The organism is Haladaptatus pallidirubidus (assembly GCF_020700235.1).
GTDB lineage: Archaea > Halobacteriota > Halobacteria > Halobacteriales > Haladaptataceae > Haladaptatus > Haladaptatus pallidirubidus.
In genome coordinates, this window is record NZ_CP085301.1 from 1,820,038 (window position 1) to 1,838,214 (window position 18,177).

The window sequence follows — 18,177 nt, forward strand, 5'->3', positions numbered from 1 at the left end:
GCTTTCTAGATAGATATCTGGATAGGTAGAAATATAGATAACCATCTGTATAGTTTGACTCACTTGTCTGACGAGAATTTATGAGTGGTAAGCGTATAACGATCGACTGTATGAAACGAGCCATCACACTGTGGAGCGAATCCGGCGGGGTCGGTAAGACGACCATGGCGACCAACGTGGCCGCCGCGCTGGGACGGCGGGACGAACGAGTTCTCGTGGTCGATTTAGACCCCCAATTGGGAAGTTTGACCGACCACGTCGGTTATCAAGAATTGAAGACGGGCGACCGCGATCATCTCGGTCACGTTCTGCTGGACGACGAGAAAGATATTCGGTCGCTCATCGTCGAAACCGCGGATTTCGACCTCGTTCCGTCGCACGAGGGACTCGCAAACATCGAAAGCGAGATGGCCGCCCGGAACACCTCGCTTCGGGAATTTCAACTGCGTTCCGCGCTGAAAACGGTCGCGAGCGAGTACGATTACTTCATCATCGACCCGCCCGCAACCCTGAACGTCCTCGTGGACAACGCGCTGGTCGCGGCGCGAAACGTGCTGATTCCAATCGAACTCACGCGAAAAGGGAGCATCTCCATCGAAGGGCTGGAAGACACCCTCGATAGCATGGAACGCGGATTTCAGAAGTTCGACGATAGTTTCAAACTCGGCATTCTCGCCGTCGTTCCGAACGAAGTCGGCGACTCCAACATCTACCGCGACACGCGGGACGAACTGGAGAGCGGCGGAAAACCGGTAACGCCCTTCGGCGTGCGAAAGCGGGACGTGCTGAAAGAGGCGTGGAAAGGACAGATGAACCTGTTCGAATTCGCGGAAAGCGACGAAACCCGTGAGCTGCGAGAGTACGAAAAAGACCTGCTTTCGAACTTCGAGCAGCTAGCCCGAATCGTCGAACAAGGAACCGTCGATGTGGAGGTAGAAGCATGACCAAAGACGACCGATACGGCGCAACTGACGACGACTACGGGGAGTATTCCGCAGAAGCGGAATCGGAAGCGAATGCAGAAGATTCGGAATCGGAATCATCGAATACGGGTGAGAACGTCGAAACGAACGGCAGCACCGAACCGGACGCATTGCCGTTCATTTTCGCACGACGAACCGTGAAAGCCGACCGCGAGGCGATGCCTGTGTACGTACAAGACACAACTGCAGGGAAAATCAACGACCTCGAACGGGAGCTGAGCCAACAGTTCGACGGCGACAAAGTGATGGCACTAGACGTGCGCGAAGCCCTCATTCGTGCAGGATTAGAAAACGCAAACGACGTTCAACGAGTGATGAAGGAATGGGGGTACGGACGACGATAATCCGCCCCAGTCATTCGGTTATACACGTGTAGTTCTGTTTGGACATCCACATAGATTCCCGAATAGATATTCGAGGATATGTGCAGAAAGATATACAGACAGAAATATGGCCAGGTATCTAGAGAGAATGCCGAGAAAACTATCGAGACGGTCACTCGGGGCAGGGCGACAATTATCGGACGGGAAACAAGTAACGCGGATGGTCGGCGCGCAGGACGAGTCGGCGCTCACGAACCTCGTCTAACGATTCGCCTGAACAACGTTCATTGTTCTTCGCTTCGTTGAGTCGGACGGTAAATGGGCTTTCATACGTTCGATCCTGAAAAAGCCGAAAAGCTCGAAGACGCGGAACGATACCGGTACGTCTCCCGCGAGGAGTTAGTGGATAACCTCGACATCTCGGGCGAGGAAATCGTTGCGGATCTCGGAAGCGGAACCGGATTCTACACCGACGACGTTGCACCGTTCGTAGGGAAGCTGTTTGCGGTCGACGTGCAGGACGCGATGCACGACCACTATCGAGGGAAAGGAGTTCCCGAAAACGTCTCGCTCGTCACGGCGGACATCTCCGACGTGCCGTTTTCTGACGGTGAACTCGACGCCGCATTTTCGACCATGACGTTTCACGAGTTCGCGGGCGACGAGCAAATCGCGGAGATCGCCCGCATCCTCAAGCCGAGGGGGAGGTTCGTGGTCGCCGATTGGTCTGCCGAGGGTCGGGGCGAAAGCGGCCCACCGGTTGACGAGCGGTACGACCTCGAAGCAGCGCGCGAAATGCTGGAAACCGCCGAGTTCGAAATCGAATTCGAATCCGAGCGTCCCGAAACATTCCTTCTCGTGGCCTCGTGCTGAAAATGCGACATCGAGTCCGGCAGGGTGTCGTGAGGCAAGTGCTTATTCGGGAGGGAGTGGGAAGGCGGAAATCTATTCGAAGCGGACAGTCGGCAAATGGATAAATCGTATTTCGCGATATTGTTTGAACACAGGCAGCAACCGAAACCCCGTGCGGGGTACATCCCCGATACGCCTTAGCAAACACCCGTCGCACCGAAACGTATGGGTGGAGATGACGGCCCGAAAAGCATCTGTCCGTTCTGCGGCGTTGGATGTGGCGTCCTGCGGGCGGAGTCCGGAAAGGGACGAGGATGGAAAGGAGCGGTGAACCGCCGTGGCGAACTCTGTCCGAAAGGGGTCGCGGCCTACGGCGTGTTGGGACACGACGACCGACTGACGAAGCCACAGGTTCGAAAAGATGGCAGACTCGTCGCCGTCTCGTGGGACGAAGCGTTTTCCCGAATCGAGACGGAGTTCGGAGGTATCGTAGACGACCACGGGCCGAGCGCATTGGGATTTTTCGCCTCGTCGGGGTGCACGAACGAGGAGAACTACGTCTTCCAAAAACTGGCTCGCATTCTCGGGACGAATAACGTGGATAACTGCGCCAGACTCTGTCACTCCTCCACAATCGCCGCGATGCAGTCGCGGTTCGGTGCGGGCGCGATGACGAACACATTGGACGACATCCGCGATGCCGATTGTTTTCTTGTCTGCGGGTCGAATCCGGCGGAACAGCATCCGATTATTTTCAGTTCGTATCTCGCGCCAGCGGTGAACGGGGGGACGACTCTGATTCACATCGACCCCAGAGAAAATCGGACGACAGAGCTTGCGGAGTACCACCTATCTGTCAAACCGGGGTACGATATTCCGCTGTTGAACGCAATGTGTGCCGTGATTTTTGAGGAAAATTTGGAGGACGAGGAGTTCCTTCGAGAACGTACCTCCAACGTTCCCGCGTTTCGAGACTTCGTGTCGGGGATTGACATAGACGAGTGTGCGAGGATCGCGGGAGTAAAACCGGACGACCTTCGAGAAGCGACGAGAGTATACGTCAGCGCCGACCGCTCCGCGGCGTTCACCGGCATGGGAATGAGCCAACACCGATACGGAACGGCGAACGTTCACGCCCTTCTCAACCTCGCGCTCGTGACTGGAAACGTCGGCAAGCACGGTGCTGGCGTCAATCCGCTTCGGGGGAAGAACAACGTGCAGGGAGCGAGCGACGTGGGTGCTTTGCCGGACGTACTGCCCGGCTATCGCCCCGTGACAGATGCTGATACTCGGACAGAAATCGCGAACGTTTGGGGCGCCGAACCGCCAGCCAAACCCGGACTCACGGAAGTCGAAATGACTCACGAATTCGGCGACGAAATTCGTGGCGCGTTCGTGTTCGGCGAAAATATAGGAGCGACGGAGCCGAACTCGAACCGTGTTTCGCGGGAGCTCGATTCGCTCGACTGCCTCGCTGTACAGGAGATCTTTCCGAACGAGACGACGGCGCACGCGGACGTAGTTCTGCCAGCGAGTTCGTGGGCCGAGAAAGCCGGAACCGTCACGAACACCGACAGGCAGGTACAGCGAATGCGTCCGACCGGCGACCCGTCCGGGAACGCACGCACCGACCTCGAAATCCTCTGTGAGTTGGGTGTACGATTGACGGGCGAATCGTTCGAATACGACGGCCCGGAGGCTGTTTTTTCGGAATTGGTGCGAGTGACGCCGCAGTACGCGGGTATGAGTTACGACGGAATCGGTGACGGAAGTCAACGATGGCCATTTCCAAAGGGTGCAGATGAAGACAGCGGAGGAACCGGTGTCCTCCATCGCGGGCGATTTGCGAGCGGTGCGCGCCGCGTACCGCTCGTTCCTGTCGAACACGTCGAGCCGGTGGATGAGGAGAATCGGAAAAGCGAATCGCTCGTTCTGACGACGGGGCGGGTCGTCGAACATTTCAACAGTGGTGTCGTCACCAGACGGAGTGACGTGCTGACGCATCTCCGAAGCACGGACGCCCTGCAAATCCATCCAGATGACGCCGAAGAGAGAGGAATCGAGGACGGAGACCGCGTTGTCGTGGAAAACGACCACGGACGAATTGAGGCGTCAGCGGCAGTCACACCGTCGATTCGACCCGACGTCGTCTTTCTCACGTTCCACTTCGCCGAGCGTTTGGTCAACCGACTGACCGGCGACGAACTCGACTCGGAGTCGAAAATTCCGACCTACAAGCACGTGCCGGTTTGCGTGGAAAAGACGACTTGAAAGAAACAGGTGAGATGGATTGGTGAGAAAATAGTACTGTGACGAGAAGGGCTATTTCGCACATATATCAGCATAAAACACATATTTTACGCGGTTATCTATCCGTGTATGACCGATGTATTCCTCCTGAAACAGAAAATCAAGCCGGGAGAGACGGAACGATGCAAGGAGTTATTAGCGGAACAGATGAATCAGTCGAGTTCCGACATAGAAGAGATACTGGAGGTAGAAGGAGTGTTTACCGAATCCATTTTCATCGAACGGGCCAGCGACGGCGATTACCTCGTGTGGTATTTTGAGGCCAAGGACGCGACCCGTATCAGCGGAATTTGGGACGAACCAGCGAAAGCAGGTATCGAGGATAAAGTAGACGACACAAAATCAATGCTCACGGACGTTCTCGAAAACCCCGATACGTGGGGTGAAGACGATTTTGAACTTCTCCACCATCTGGTGAATCCGAATCGATAGTGGCAAATCGGTTTTCCATTTGTCAAATAGTGACTACCGCAGACGCTCTGAACCCATTTTGTATGCCCGACCGTTTTGTTTCCGACCGCGTCCACACCTGCATTTCGGATGTAAACGAGTGACACACTTAACCGCGGTCAACCCTAACGCTAGGTGAATCCGGCGGCGGGACTCGTTTCGTCGGTCGGAACGGAGTATGAACAAACAGAACACATACGAACGGTTGTACGAGGAAACGATACCGTCGGTCGTTTCGATATACGTCACGCCGCAAAACGTTGCGGAGGGGTTGCGAACCGGCGCAGGGTCAGGATTCGTGTACGACTACGACGGGCACGTCGTCACCAACCAACACGTCGTTGGGAGGGCGGGGGAAGTGGAACTTCGATTCAGCGACGGGGACTGGCGGACGGGAACGGTCGTCGGGCGGGACGAAAACACCGACCTCGCGGTCGTGCAGGTCACCGACTTGCCATCCTACGCAAAACCGCTTCCGGTCGCGACCGGCGAACCGAAACCGGGTCAGCGGGTCGCCGCACTCGGTAATCCGATGGGGTTGGATGGAACGATTACCGCGGGAATCGTCAGTGGAACGAACCGCTCGCTTCCGACCGGAAACGGGTTTGCCATCCCCGATACGGTACAGACCGACGCCGCCATCAATCCCGGGAACAGCGGCGGCCCGCTCGTGACGCTCGACGGCGAAGTGGTCGGTGCCAACCGCGCGCGACAGGGTGACGGCATCGGATTCGCTATTTCAGCGGCTATCGTCGCACGGGTCGTTCCCGACCTCGTCAGGGACGGTCACTACCGCCATCCGTATCTCAAAATATCAACCATAGACGTTTCGCCGCTCGTCGCCGAAGCAAACGGACTCGCGGAGACAGACGGCGTCCTTGTCGTGGACGTGCGTCTCGGCCCTGCAAGCGGCGCGTTCATCGGCTGCGAAATGGTTCGCGAACTGCGCGGGCGTGAAGTGCCCGTCGGTGGGGACGTTATCGTCGGCGTCGATGGACAGTCGATTCATTCGCACGAGGAACTGATGCGGTACCTCATCACCGAAGCCCATCCCGGAGAGCGGATCGAGGTGGAATTGATTCGGGAAGGAAGCCGAATGACCGAACTGGTGACGCTCGGTGAACGGCCCAGACGTTCCGGCCAGGGGCCCGTGGGTATTACCGTGAAATGAAGTAGAAACGCGAGGGAACGAGAACAACGGAAATAGTGGCGTTCGGTCGGGCATTAATTCGAACAATCGGTAGCGCGGAAACAGCGGAAATAGTGGGGTTGGGCGGATGAAATCCGAGATCTCGTAAGCGCCAACGGAAACCGTTTCGTCAGGTTTCTCGATCGTCGAGAAGCGACTGGTAGTACGGCCGAATACTTTCGTGAACTCCGGCGAGTTCGATGGTTTCCTCGAGTGCACTAACGACGAGTTGTAGGTCTTGTTTTAGCGCGTGTTCACGATACTTTCCACCGGACATTCCCTCGTTTTTCTCGGTCGAAGAGATGACCCCGAGCATGGCCAAATCCGCGAGATGGTCGCGCATTCGCCTGCTGGTTAGTGCCTCGGTACCGATGTGACTACATAGTTGTTCGTAGCGCGGACGAATATCTCGCGACCGGGCAGGGGTGTTACCCTCAGCTTCGATGGACGTGAGTGCGTACAGAATCAGTCGCGCGTGCTGGGTGAGGTCGGCAACGCCTTCCATGATTCGGTCGCGTTCTAGTTTCCGCCGAGCCTCCTGAACGTGCGTATCGACGACCTGTTCCGCCGCATCTTTTCGGGCGAGGTCGCCCGCTTCGAGAAGTAAGTCGAGTGCCTGCCGGGCGTCACCAGCGTCTTGCGCACCGTAAGCCGCGCAGAGTGGAATCACGTCGTCCGCCAAGGCATTTTCGTGAAACGCGACTTGGTCACGCTGATGAAGCACCTTCTGGAGTTCGCTGGCGTTGTACGGCGGAAACGAAACCTCCTTCTCACAGAGCGAGGAGCGAACTTTCGCCGAGAGAGAGTCGCGAAACGAAAGGTCGTTGCTGATGCCGATGAGACCGATTTTGGCGTGTTCGAGATAGCCGTTACTTCGGGCGCGTGGAATCTGATACAGAATGGAGTTGTCGTTGATGTGATCGACCTCGTCCAGAACGATGATGATGGTTCCCCCGAGTTTGTCGAGTTCGTCCCAGAGAAAACTGTAAACCTGCGCCTGCGGATAGCCCGTGTTGCTGATTTGGTCGGCTGGATCGCGGAGAGTGTTGACGAGTCGGACTGCCACTTGATAGCTAGAATTGAGTCCGTCACAGTTGATTTCGATGACCGAAAGCGAAATGTCGTCGTATCTGGCGGCATCCTCTTGGAGCTGGTTCAAGAGAAATCGAGTTGCGGCGGTTTTCCCGACGCCGCTTTTTCCGTAGAGGAAAATGTTCGACGGCGCTTCCCCGTTGATAATCGGTTGGAGGGCGGCGTGATACTCTTCGAGTTCGTCGTCGCGCCCGACCAGATTATTGGGCGTGTACTCCTCCAATAATGCGTCCCGGTTTTTGTAGAGAGAGTTATCCCGGTCGAAACTAAACGATGACATTACCAGATGGTTTTACGGAAGAGCATATAAAAGTGGGGCGTCCGCTGTTTCTTCTGTTTTTCAGGATATAAATATCCAATGGTTACGTCGGAGAGTGTTGTTTCCGGTGTTTCCGTATTTGCGTCCGACCGTTACGATCGGTTCACAATTTCATTTTTGTTGTTATTATATTTTAGCCGCTTTTATCTTTGTATTTTTCTATTTGCTGCTGCCTTTGACTCGACATTCATCTATTGTCTCCGCACTTCACGCTGTTTTCGCGGATTCCGCTCTATGCGCTTTTCGTTCCTCCGAGGGAGTCACGTTTTCTACACCTACGCTGATTATTTGGACACCGTCGTCAGACGCTTTCTTGTTCACCAGCCTAATCAGCACCGAAGATACCAGAGAGGATGATAGCAAGTAACAGGAATGATAGCAAGGAGTGGTATGGACACTGCATGGAGAACAGCGGAAACAGTGGAGGTATCGAGTGAAATCGTTTGTCGGATAGCGTTCTATAAGGCCTCTAACGGTAGAATCCGAACGTCTCGGGAAACAGATCCGTTGAAAGAGCACGGGTTTATTTATAAACACACACCCACCCCACTATTTCCTGTGTCTAGTTGGGCAGAAGGAGGATGGGGTAGAAAGGTGTATGAAGAACCGACAACTTTATCTCCATAGGTAAGAAACCATACCCGTAATGTGTAAACTATATTTTAGCTAAACATGGCTTAATGGATATATAGTCTAGAGGCCGACTATAACTAGCTAAATATATCTGAATACGTGTCTACTAATATAAATACGTCAAACTAAATCTTGCAACCGAGAAAACCGATCATCCACCTTCTTTCCGACCAGTAACCCGAACATTAGCCAAATTTAGCGAATATTAGCTCTCGCCTTGGTAATTTCGTCCTCTGTTCGACTACTGATTGACTCGCCATCCCCGACCCATCTCCGCCACAGAACAACGGAAATGATGGGGTGGGTGTCATTGTCAAATGTTAACACTAAAAATCTCGTACCTGGTGAAATATTAATATTCTGATTTATGTGAGGTTAAGAATTGATGCTACATGGTCTATTGTGACTTTTCCTTCGTCCTGAGTTCGACTCTTTCTGACTCTTTCTTTGGCTGACCAAACAACGGAAACTACGGGGTAGGTCACCTTCCGCCGTTCCCTATCCTCCCTCCATTGTATGTGTGACAACGGAAACTATGGTGTTGAAACGGAATGACTTCGTCCGGAGGACAGCGGAAATCGTGGGGTTGGCGAATTTGTTCCGGCGAACTGCTACGATGTCGAACAATTAGCGTCTCTAAAAGAGCAACTACACCCCCTATACTTCTGGTAGCGTCCGTGCGTCCACCAATTTACTCATATAGTAGCTTCGCTCGACAAACCCGGAACCGAGCGAACGAGTAAAATATCTCGTTGTCGCCGGTCTTCCCAACCGTAACTTCGAGTGATTTTGCGAACTCTCACGAACGTTAGAACTCCTCGTTCCGGGTGCTTCCAACACGGACTGGAGCGAATCGCTCCGCTATAATCAAGCCGGATAACAGCGGAAATAGTGGTGTCTACAAAATAGTGTTGAAAAATGACATTTATCTGCTAACCGTCAGTTTCGAGTATCTCTACACTGGATAGTTTCGTCTCAATGATGATAAATCGAAGTATGTTGGTAAACCGGAGTAAATATAACCACGTACTACACGAACAGCGGAAATAACGGTGTTATCATCTCAATCGGAACGGTGTCACCGTATAAAACTGGAGGTACCGATCTGTCGCTATCCGGCTTATTCGTCGCCGTTTGACTTGGATTAGTTTTGCTCGACTTCCAGAATGCGGGCGTCACAGTCCTCGCAGGTCGCCGCCACGACTTCCATCGAGCGACAGCAGGATTCGACGGTTTCCTGTTCTGCGGTAATCGTACCGCTACATTCCGGACAGGTTTCGAGAAAGATTCGGAGCCCGCTCAGAATTCGGCTCTGATTGTCCACGGAGAGTTCGTCCCAGTCGCCGTAGCGGTCGGACAGTTCGCGAGCCGCGGCGAGGTCGGCGACCAGCGCGGCGTGGGACTCCCATTGGCCGAGTCGGTGGCCGTCAATTCGGGCGAGGAAGGCGCTCTCGTGTTCCTCGAACTCAAGTTCCTCTTCGTCCGCACCGAGGATGCGACTCAAGTCGCTTTTTTCGGCACCGTCTTCGAGTACGCGCTCCATGCTCTCCTGCCACGCCGTTTGAAACTCGTTGTCGAGACAGAGATCGTCGATTTCTTCACAGGTTTCGATGACGCTCGCTTCCGTAAGCACCTCTTCAGGTTCGCGGTCAGACGCTTTGGGGGCCTCCGTCGGCGCGCCTATCTCGCTCTTGTCGAATATCCGGAGCAACCAATCGGGGAAGTACGTCTTCGTTAACGTCGGCGTTCCGGGGACGAGATAACCTCGGAGGTAGATGGCCGCCATACTGAACACAAAGAACGCGATACCGACTGGTATCGCCGCAAATGTCAGCGCTGTGCTGACGACCACGGCGATTGTCACGTTTACAATCGTGCAAGGGGTACAACGGTTTTCCCCTACGTATTCCGTTTGTCTGAACCGGTCGACGTATCCCGGTAGTTCCGTACTCATTTCGTTTCTATTATTTTGCTTCATAACTATATACTTATTGTTGAAATAGATTGATGGCGGTTAAAAATGCCGGACGTCGGGCAATGGAATATAGTTGCCACTTTGACAAATAGCAGCCACAGCTTCTATAATAGTATCAGTCACAACCCCTAAAACAGCATTCAGTCGCTTGCTTCTACCGTTGTTCTCAACTATCCGCTTGGCGATTCCGCCCCTCGAAGCCGAATCGTTACGATGCTTCCGCGTGGTTCGTTGGTGCCGAACGTGAGTTCGCCGCCGAACTTGCCGACGACCCAGTTCGTCAGCCATAGACCGAGCCCACTTCCATGTTGGAGCGCGGTTTCCCTCCCATCGATGAGAACCAACTGTTCCTCTTTCGGGATTCCCGGTCCATCGTCCAAGACGATTATTTCCGTCCAGTTGTCCTCCTCCAAATCGACGGTGGTTACTGAAAGCATTACGTCTGGAGCATCCCGATCGTTGTGCTCGATTGCGTTCTCGACGACCTTGTTGATGACTGTATCGAGCGTTTTGTCCCCGTAGACCCATGCGGTATCGGGAAGTTCGGTCGAGAGAGCGACGTTTGGATACGACCTCTGAAGGTCGGAACAGGCGCGTTCGATGATACTCGTAATTTCTACGGCTGTCTCCGTTTTGCCGCTTCTGTCGAGCGTCTTTCCGACTTCGCGGGCCTTCTCGCTGATGTCGATTAGCTCGGCCGCTTTTCGTTTTATGATTTCGACGCTCTCCGCCGTTTCTAGAACGGTTTCCTTGATGTTGTCCGCGTGCCCGAGTACGACGTTCAAGTCGTTTCGGAGGTTGTGTCGGAGGATACGGTTGAACACCTGTAGTCGCTGTTCCCGTCGTACCAACTCCTGTCGCGTTCGAACCGAATTTATCGCGTAGGCGATGCTGTTTCCGAACTTCGAAAGTACCTGCCGCTCCGTTTCATCAAATGCGTGCGGATGGTCGGTATAGACGTTCAAAACGCCGTAGAGTGAAGTTTCGTACCGGAGCGGTATGACGGCCTTAGAGTGATACCCGCGTTCGAGCGCTTTTTCCCGCCAGTGCTCCAATGACGAATCTGGTGGGTTTATCTCTTCTGTGTGAATTACTTTCCCCGTACAACTTGTCCCTTCTGTACTCTCTATCTCCTTGTCGACGGAAACCTCCACTTCTGCAAAATCTTCTCCTGAAAAATTCCCGTCCGCAATATCCTGCGTAATCTGTATCTCTCCGGTTTCAAACGCGCGGGAAACCGAATTCGATTCGTGTTCTTTCGTGTCGGTGTGAAACACTGCGTCGAGATAGCCCGCTTCGATTCCGGCGGAAAATCGCGGTGTGATGCAACCATCCTCTTCTTTTCCTACCCATGCGAACAGATAGGATTGGGAGTCGGCGAGGCGCTCGCAGACGGATTTTTCGATGTCCTCTCGCGTGGACGCTTCGAGAAGCGACTGGCTCACGTCCCAAATAAGGTCATTGATTGCTATCTGTCGTCGAACCGCCTTCTCCGCACGGCGGTGGGAGACCGCGTTTTCGATTCGGTTGGCGAGGGAAACGAACTGTCGCCGTCCGTCGCCTTTTTGGAGATAGTCAGTTACCCCTGCGGAAATAGCCCTGCTGGCGGTGTTTTCGCTTCCACCACCCGTCATGAGGATAAACGGCAGTTCCGGACGTATCTCCCTAACCGAATCTAACAGTTCCAGCCCGTTCATCCCCGGCATCTCGTAGTCACTAACGACGCAGTCGAACTGCTCCTCTTTCAGACGATTGAGGGCGTCGTGTGGGGCGTTTTCGGTGTGAACTTCCACGTCGTCGAGTTTCTGCTGGAGGATGTCCGACGCGACCGTTGCGAAGAACTGGTTGTCCTCGACGTGAAGCACCCGAATCGGGCGACGTTCCATTCTACTACTGGTCTTGTATGTGACCAATAAATAACTTTATCCTGGTCTCCCCTTTTCACTCAATCATATAAATATATCGTCGTATGTTTTGTTGGATTATCTATGTTTAAACATCGGTGTAGTGATTTTATGCGGCCTCTCGACTCACGAAATCTGCCGATTCCGGTCAGTCGCGCCCTTCCGGCCCGACCGGAACTTCACCGAACGATGGTGTTTTCGTGTTTTTCGGGGATGCCCATTCGACGGCGTTTCCGAGAATTTGTCGTATCTCCGACTGCCGATAGATGGGATACGTCTCGTGTCCCGGTCGAAAGTAAAAAATCCGGCCTGACCCGCGGCGGTAACAACAACCGCTTCGGAACACTTCGCCGCCCTCGAACCAACTCGCGAAGATCAGTTCGTCCGGTGCGGGAACGTCGAATCGTTCACCGTACATCTCCGCCTTCGGCACGACGACTTGCTCGCCGATTCCTCGCGCAATCGGATGGTTCGGCTCCACCGTCCAGAGTCGCTCCCGTTCGCCCTCGTTTCGCCATTTCAGGTCGCAGGTCGTCCCCATGAGTCGTTTGAATATTTTCGAAAAATGACCGGAATGGAGAACGATAAGACCCATACCGTCGAGAACGTGCTTTTGAACTCGTTCTACGACCTCGTCTGCAACCTCCTCGTGGGCGGCATGTCCCCACCACGTCAGTACGTCCGTGTCATCGAGCACGGCTTCGGTGAGACCGTGCTCCGGTTCGTCCAACGTGGCGGTTGTCACGTCGAAACCACGCGATTCGAACAGTTCCGCGAGTATCGCGTGGATTCCATCCGGATAGCACTCCTCCGCCGCTCCTCCCTCTCGCTCGTGTCGAAATTCGTTCCACACCGTGACTCGCGGTTTGTTCATGCGGCATACCACTTCGGAGAGCCATTCACTGTTTCGGAATGATACCGACAGAAAATCTCTCGGCACGGTGTTTACCAATGCCGTTTATTCGACCTCCCCGCGAAGTCGCCACATGGAACCACGAATTAGCATCGTCACGCTGGGCGTTTCAGACCTCGACGAGCCCATTCAGTTCTATCGAGACGGCCTCTCGCTCCCGATGGACGAACGCGACGCTGACGCCTCGATTGCTTTCTTCGAAATGTCGGGAATGAAACTCTCGCTCTACCCTCGCGAACTGCTCGCCGAGGATGCGACGGTTTCCTCCGGGGTCGGTGAATTCGACGTGAATCACGCTCGCGCACAACGTCGAATCACAGAATGCAGTGGACGACGTTCTCGACGAGGCGGTTTCGGCGGGTGGCGAACTCGTGAAACCGGCACAGGAGGCGGATTGGGGCGGTTACTCCGGCTACTTCGCCGACCCGGACGGTCACCTCTGGGAAGTCGCGTGGAATCCGTACTGGGAATTCTAAACAGAGAACTATCGTGATCATCGTACGATTTTTCATTCGCGTCTCCGTCTGTAACCATCTACGCGAGAACTTCCAAGAGGGAATTTGATACGATTTTCTCGCGAAACGAATCAGAAAGTTTTCATTCGAACTGTTTGAATTGGCATGCGACGCTGTTGGTTTCTCGCAACCGGAACCGCCCTCCTTTCCGCCGTTGTCGCCGGATGTGGCCACCACTCTGTCGTTCTCGGTGTGGACGACGCGACAGCAGACGACATCGCCGACGAAGTTTCGACGACCGCCGACCTCGGTTCTGAAGAATATACTCTCGTCACATCGCCCCGCGAGAATGGGTCGGCTACACGGAGCGGACTGTACGAACTGTTCGACCGAACTAACGCCGTCCGGGTTGACGATTCCTTCGACGAAGTTTCGGAGGCTCGACTCACGAGTAGCGAAGTGACGGTTTACGAGGATCTCATCGATTTCGAACCGGAAGATACGACGCCGAAACTCGACGAAATCGAATACGAGAACTTGCCGGAGACGGATCGCCAACGCCTCGACTCCCTCTTTTCGGGGGAAACTCCGGCTAGTCAAGACGGGTTCGGTATCGGCTTCAGTTACGAAACTGCCGGAGAAGTGGGGGAACGAATCGGTGTTCGTTCCGGAGCGACAGTACGACATCGTCGTTCGCGGCGAGAATCGGTAGCGGGTTGGAATCGACTCCCGAACTGCCTCCGAGGCTGAGTACCGATACGAGGTGACGGAGATAGCTCCTGATGATGATACATTCGCCGAGCAGATTCGACAGTAAAACCTGTTCACACTCACGGAACTTTCCGACGCCGAACGTGCAGTCGTCACGGAAGCAATTGAGGGAGGGTATTTCGAAGCGAACGACGCCTTCAACTCGGTGACTAACCGCATCCGAGGGTACGAGGGATTAGACGTGGATGAGTTCTATGGGACGTGGCTCATCGAGTACGAGGGTGCTGAGTATCTCACCTACGCTGAATGGTAACTACTTTGTCGACACTACTCCTCTGCAACTTCGTCGTCCTCCCATCCTTCGCTGTACACCTGTTCGTCGGGAACGCCGATGTCCGCGAGTTTCTCCCTCGTTTCCACGACCATTCCCGGAACGCCGCAGACGTAGACATCCGTTTCTTCCGGTGACGAAACTACTTCCTCGATATGCTGCTGAACGTGTCCCGTTTTCCCCGCCCATTCTTCCTCGGAGAGTGAATACACTACGGTTAGGTTCTCGTGCGCCGATTCGAGTTGGTCGAGCGTTTCACGGAACATAACGTCTTCCTGCGTTTTCTCGCCGTAGAGGAACGTCGCCTCGCCAGTCCCTTCCCGGAGATACTGTTTCACCATCGCCATCATCGGCGTGATTCCGGTTCCGGTCGAGACGAACGCCACGTCCGAATCCAAATTCCGAAGATAGAGGTTTCCGTCCAACTCTTCGATTTGGATGATGTCTCCGGGTTCTCGCTCGTGCATGTACACCGACGCGGTGCCCTCGTTGTACTTCTTTATCGCCAGCGTGATACTGTCCGTTCCGGGTCGCGTCGTCGCGGTGTAGGGTCGAATCACTTCGTCGCCGTTCTGTTCGAAGTGCAACTGGGTGTGTTGACCGGGCTCGAAATCGAACTCGTCGGCGGCGGAGAGTTCGAATTGCTTTACCTGCGGGGTCATCCGATGAATGGACGTGATTTCGACTTCGCGCATGACTTGTTTCTCATTGGTAACACGGGTAAACGAATTGGCCAACACGTCCGTCCGAGTCGTTCGTCCGATTTGAACCGTGCCGAATACGCAAGCAGAGTGCATAACCGGTTCGACCGGCTTATTTACTCTATGACAGAGTATGCAGACCTCTCTGATGTCCCTCGAAACAAACGTGGTTCGATCCGACGAGTGCGAAAACTAAGCACTCTGCTCGACGAAGCGTTTCGCGTCCCCGGAACGAACTTTCGGTTCGGACTCGACCCAGTGATGGGCCTTTTGCCTGTCGGCGGCGACGTGGCGTCCGCCTTGATTTCTCTCTACATCGTCCTCGAAGGCTATATGATGGGCGTCCCTCGGCACACGCTCGTCCGAATGCTGGTGAACATCCTCATCGACACCTTCGGCGGGTCTGTGCCACTTCTCGGGTCGCTGTTCGACGCCGGTTGGAAGGCGAACGTTCGAAACCGAAAACTGCTCGAAAAACACATTTAATTATCGAGTTCGAGCGTCACGTCCTCCGCCTCGAAATCCTCGATGAACGACCCGGAACCACCGATACTAACCTCTCCATCCTCAGTTTCGAGGACGAGGGCGGTTTCGACCGGAAATGCATTGGACGCCGGTTCGACGAGTCCCTGTCGCACGGCGGCGATCGTTCCCTCGATGGTCACCGGGCCGTTTTCGCCGCCGACTTGCCGTGCGTGAACACGCGCGCGAACCGGATAATTTCCCCGACGATGGAGCGTCGCGTGTAACACTGCGTGGCGAAAGTCGTGGAACGTCCGCGGAAGTTCCGCCGGAGCGATTGCGTACACTTCGTTCGCCATCGGCCAGTAGTTGCCGAGAAACGATCCGACGAGGACGGGAACGAGTTGTTCCTGTGCGAACGTAATCGACTGCTTGTCGCTGTTCGAGCGAACTATCATCTCGGTCGGTGCGACGAGGCCGAATCGCTGATCGACGGTGAGCGTCGTCGGCATCGGTTCGCGCCACGCACGCGCGGCGCTCGCGATGCCTTCGAACTCCGATTCGTCGATGTCGTCGGGGTTGACGCCGCTGACGACGAGCAGGACGAGAACACCGCGCTCGACTGCCGCCCCGAGTTCGTTTGCCACCTCGGGAAGGTGTTCGTAGGGTATCGAGAGCGTGATTTCCTCGTTCGCCTCTGCCAGACAATTTTCGATTCGTTTGATGACGGTGACGCGGGATTTGATGACCTCGAATTGATCGGGGTCGCTGGTCGTCGCGGAAAATCGTTCGTCCAGCGCCGGGCGCATCGTTTCGATCCGGTCGGACAGCGTCCCGATGACCTGTTCCGGTGGATTCGCCCGAATCATCGTGGGCACCACGTGGTCGTTGACGTCCACGAAACCTCGTTCTGCCAACTTCTCGCTGGTGCTGTAGACGTAGCGTTTCGAGACGCCAGCGTCATCCGCGATGGTGCTGGCTTTCGCCTCGCCCTGTTCCAAGATTGCGAGATATGTGTCGACTTCCTTCTCCGAAAGACCGAACTGCCGAAGCAGGTCGGAGAGCGTGCGGTCGTCCATTCGTTGTCGGGTCTTCTTCGTGAAAGTATAAACCTCACTCGGTGACGAGGGCGACGACGACGCTCTCAACCGTGAGTTTCGTTCCGCCATCGTCCACAGTCGTTCCGCCGTCGCTCTCTTCTGCGCCCGGAATCCGGTCGCCCGTCACGATATTTTCATCCTCGATTTCCGCGTTCAACGTTACCTCTCGCGCCGATTCGCCGAAGTTCAGGATCACGACTGCGCGCGAGTCCGCGGACTCGCGCGCGAACGCGACGACACTCTCAGAGCCGTTTTTCGCTTCCAGTTCGACCCGTTCCACCGACCCGTCACGAAGGACGGGATGCTCGTCGCGCGTGCTGCTCAGTGCGCGGTGGAACGCGGTCAACTCGTCGTCGCCGTGTTCCCACCGCATCGTTCCGCGATAGTCGGTCATGCCGCGCTCTTGGCCGTAGTAAATCATCGGCGCGCCGGGAAGCGTGAACGTCGCGGCGGTCGCGGCCTTGAGCGCGTCGTAGCCGCAGTCGTCCAGATAGCGCGATTCGTCGTGATTTTCGACGTACCGCAGATGCACTGCGCTGTCGGGGAAACCAGACCGTATCCCGTCTTTCAACGCATCGAAAATCGCGGTGGCGGGTTTCTCGCCCCGCCCGATTTCGCGCAGGGTTCCGTACATCGTCGTGTCGTAGTGCATCGTAAATTCGCCTTCGTGGTAGTCTGGATCTCGCGGAATCGTCTCGTCCAGCAGGAGGAAATCGTCCGGAACCCTGCTTGCGATTTCCTTCCAGAATTCGTGCGGGACGCCCCACGCAACGTCGCATCGGAATCCATCGACCATTCCGGCCCACTCGTCGACCACGTCGAGGAGGAACCGACGCACGGCGAGGGAATCGAAGTTGAAGTTCGGAATCTGTTCCCAGTTGAAGTAGCGTTGGGCGCGTTTTTCTCCCGTCTCTTCGTCCGCTTTCCAGACGTACCAGTCGCGGTACTCCGGTACACCCGCCGCGCTCATCGCGCTCTACGCCACGTTCGTCCAGGTCGGACTGGACAACAGCAAACTCGCGCTGTCGGCGTACTACGCGGCGACCGCTGTGCCGTTCAACACGTGGCTGTTGAAGACGTACATGGACAACATCCCGACCTCCTACGAGGAGGCGGCGATGATGGACGGCGCGTCCTCGTGGCGCATCGTCTGGGAAGTCATCCTGCCGCTGTCGAAGGCCGGACTGGTGACCGTACTCGTGTTTAGCTTCCTCGCGGGATGGACTGAGTTCATCGTCGCGCAACTCCTGCTCGACGCGGACAAGTACACGCTTCCGGTGGGACTCTACAGCCTCGTCGGCAAGTATTCGACGCCGTGGGCGCGGTTCTCGACCTTCGCCTTAACCTTCGCCACGCCCATCATGCTCGTGTATCTGTTCGCCCAGCGCTACATCGAGAGCGGCCTGTCGTTCGGCGGGATGGAAGGGTAAAATCGAGACTGATGCTGTCAGACTCGGCTCGAACTCGGTGCAGA

At 55.3% G+C, this 18,177-nt stretch carries 14 protein-coding genes and 3 pseudogenes; 10 read left to right on the forward strand and 7 right to left on the reverse strand.

The window, feature by feature from the left end:
• Positions 1–110 precede the first annotated feature (110 nt).
• The 6 genes from LIX15_RS09965 (at position 111) to LIX15_RS09990 (ending at position 6,089) form a co-directional block, all read left to right on the forward strand.
• The gene (locus LIX15_RS09965) at positions 111–944 is read left to right on the forward strand and encodes a ParA family protein (protein WP_227773584.1); all 834 of its coding nucleotides are present in this window, start codon (positions 111–113) and stop codon (positions 942–944) included.
• Entirely contained in the window at positions 941–1,327 is a 387-nt protein-coding gene (locus tag LIX15_RS09970; RefSeq protein WP_227773585.1) for a DUF7970 domain-containing protein, read from the forward strand. Before LIX15_RS09965 ends, LIX15_RS09970 begins: the two co-directional genes overlap by 4 nt.
• A gap of 297 nt (positions 1,328–1,624) precedes the next feature.
• On the forward strand, positions 1,625–2,179 hold the full coding sequence (locus LIX15_RS09975) for a class I SAM-dependent methyltransferase (protein WP_227773586.1): 555 nt from the start codon (positions 1,625–1,627) through the stop codon (positions 2,177–2,179).
• A gap of 204 nt (positions 2,180–2,383) precedes the next feature.
• The gene (locus LIX15_RS09980; protein WP_227773587.1) at positions 2,384–4,429 is read left to right on the forward strand and encodes a molybdopterin oxidoreductase family protein; all 2,046 of its coding nucleotides are present in this window, start codon (positions 2,384–2,386) and stop codon (positions 4,427–4,429) included.
• Positions 4,430–4,537: 108 nt separating this feature from the next.
• The gene (locus tag LIX15_RS09985) at positions 4,538–4,900 is read left to right on the forward strand and encodes a DUF6176 family protein (protein WP_227773588.1); all 363 of its coding nucleotides are present in this window, start codon (positions 4,538–4,540) and stop codon (positions 4,898–4,900) included.
• A gap of 196 nt (positions 4,901–5,096) precedes the next feature.
• Positions 5,097–6,089 (forward strand): S1C family serine protease, encoded by a 993-nt coding sequence (locus LIX15_RS09990; protein WP_227773589.1) that lies wholly within the window; start codon positions 5,097–5,099, stop codon positions 6,087–6,089.
• Positions 6,090–6,237: 148 nt separating this feature from the next.
• Here the strand turns inward: LIX15_RS09990 and LIX15_RS09995 are convergent, their stop codons facing one another.
• The 4 genes from LIX15_RS09995 to LIX15_RS10010 form a co-directional block, all read right to left on the reverse strand.
• Positions 6,238–7,479, reverse strand: a complete 1,242-nt coding sequence (locus tag LIX15_RS09995; protein ID WP_049972124.1) for an orc1/cdc6 family replication initiation protein — start codon at positions 7,477–7,479, stop codon at positions 6,238–6,240.
• A gap of 1,816 nt (positions 7,480–9,295) precedes the next feature.
• Complete coding sequence (locus tag LIX15_RS10000; protein ID WP_497007437.1) at positions 9,296–10,129, reverse strand: DUF8054 domain-containing protein; 834 nt, start codon at positions 10,127–10,129, stop codon at positions 9,296–9,298.
• Between the two features lie 167 nt (positions 10,130–10,296).
• Positions 10,297–12,012: a response regulator gene (locus tag LIX15_RS10005; protein ID WP_227773591.1), complete on the reverse strand. Its 1,716-nt coding sequence runs from the start codon at positions 12,010–12,012 to the stop codon at positions 10,297–10,299.
• A 166-nt stretch (positions 12,013–12,178) separates the two neighbouring features.
• Positions 12,179–12,904: a ThuA domain-containing protein gene (locus LIX15_RS10010; protein WP_227773592.1), complete on the reverse strand. Its 726-nt coding sequence runs from the start codon at positions 12,902–12,904 to the stop codon at positions 12,179–12,181.
• A gap of 112 nt (positions 12,905–13,016) precedes the next feature.
• On the opposite strand from LIX15_RS10010, the pseudogene LIX15_RS33190 reads away from it, so the two are divergent.
• Positions 13,017–13,419: pseudogene (locus tag LIX15_RS33190) on the forward strand (VOC family protein).
• Positions 13,420–13,563: 144 nt separating this feature from the next.
• Positions 13,564–14,422 (forward strand): annotated as a pseudogene (locus LIX15_RS10025) (hypothetical protein).
• Positions 14,423–14,436: 14 nt separating this feature from the next.
• On the opposite strand, the gene LIX15_RS10030 reads toward LIX15_RS10025, so the two are convergent.
• Complete coding sequence (locus LIX15_RS10030) at positions 14,437–15,135, reverse strand: ferredoxin--NADP reductase (RefSeq protein ID WP_345412630.1); 699 nt, start codon at positions 15,133–15,135, stop codon at positions 14,437–14,439.
• Between the two features lie 129 nt (positions 15,136–15,264).
• Between LIX15_RS10030 and LIX15_RS10035 the strand changes: the two genes are divergently transcribed.
• Positions 15,265–15,627, forward strand: coding sequence for a DUF4112 domain-containing protein (locus LIX15_RS10035; protein WP_227773596.1), 363 nt, complete (start codon positions 15,265–15,267; stop codon positions 15,625–15,627).
• Here LIX15_RS10035 and LIX15_RS10040 read toward each other — a convergent pair.
• Both LIX15_RS10040 and LIX15_RS10045 read right to left on the reverse strand, forming a co-directional pair.
• Positions 15,624–16,682 (reverse strand): TrmB family transcriptional regulator, encoded by a 1,059-nt coding sequence (locus tag LIX15_RS10040; RefSeq protein ID WP_227773597.1) that lies wholly within the window; start codon positions 16,680–16,682, stop codon positions 15,624–15,626. The two genes, LIX15_RS10035 and LIX15_RS10040, sit on opposite strands and share 4 nt — an antisense overlap.
• A 34-nt stretch (positions 16,683–16,716) precedes the next feature.
• On the reverse strand, positions 16,717–17,673 hold the full coding sequence (locus tag LIX15_RS10045) for an alpha-amylase family glycosyl hydrolase (RefSeq protein WP_227773598.1): 957 nt from the start codon (positions 17,671–17,673) through the stop codon (positions 16,717–16,719).
• Here LIX15_RS10045 and LIX15_RS10050 point away from each other — a divergent pair.
• Positions 17,663–18,133: pseudogene (locus LIX15_RS10050) on the forward strand (ABC transporter permease subunit); the annotation flags it as partial. The gene LIX15_RS10045 and the pseudogene LIX15_RS10050 sit on opposite strands and share 11 nt — an antisense overlap.
• Between the last annotated feature and the right edge of the window lie 44 nt (positions 18,134–18,177).

Coding starts and splice junctions, on each gene's coding strand:
- LIX15_RS09990 (WP_227773589.1), top strand. CDS start 5,097: ATGAACAAACAGAACACATACGAACGGTTGTACGAGGAAACGATACCG.
- LIX15_RS09985 (WP_227773588.1), top strand. CDS start 4,538: ATGACCGATGTATTCCTCCTGAAACAGAAAATCAAGCCGGGAGAGACG.
- LIX15_RS10030 (WP_345412630.1), bottom strand. CDS start 15,135: ATGCGCGAAGTCGAAATCACGTCCATTCATCGGATGACCCCGCAGGTA.
- LIX15_RS10040 (WP_227773597.1), bottom strand. CDS start 16,682: ATGGACGACCGCACGCTCTCCGACCTGCTTCGGCAGTTCGGTCTTTCG.
- LIX15_RS09995 (WP_049972124.1), bottom strand. CDS start 7,479: ATGTCATCGTTTAGTTTCGACCGGGATAACTCTCTCTACAAAAACCGG.
- LIX15_RS10010 (WP_227773592.1), bottom strand. CDS start 12,904: ATGAACAAACCGCGAGTCACGGTGTGGAACGAATTTCGACACGAGCGA.
- LIX15_RS10005 (WP_227773591.1), bottom strand. CDS start 12,012: ATGGAACGTCGCCCGATTCGGGTGCTTCACGTCGAGGACAACCAGTTC.
- LIX15_RS10000 (WP_497007437.1), bottom strand. CDS start 10,129: ATGAAGCAAAATAATAGAAACGAAATGAGTACGGAACTACCGGGATAC.
- LIX15_RS09980 (WP_227773587.1), top strand. CDS start 2,384: ATGGGTGGAGATGACGGCCCGAAAAGCATCTGTCCGTTCTGCGGCGTT.
- LIX15_RS09965 (WP_227773584.1), top strand. CDS start 111: ATGAAACGAGCCATCACACTGTGGAGCGAATCCGGCGGGGTCGGTAAG.
- LIX15_RS10045 (WP_227773598.1), bottom strand. CDS start 17,673: ATGAGCGCGGCGGGTGTACCGGAGTACCGCGACTGGTACGTCTGGAAA.
- LIX15_RS09975 (WP_227773586.1), top strand. CDS start 1,625: ATGGGCTTTCATACGTTCGATCCTGAAAAAGCCGAAAAGCTCGAAGAC.
- LIX15_RS10035 (WP_227773596.1), top strand. CDS start 15,265: ATGACAGAGTATGCAGACCTCTCTGATGTCCCTCGAAACAAACGTGGT.
- LIX15_RS09970 (WP_227773585.1), top strand. CDS start 941: ATGACCAAAGACGACCGATACGGCGCAACTGACGACGACTACGGGGAG.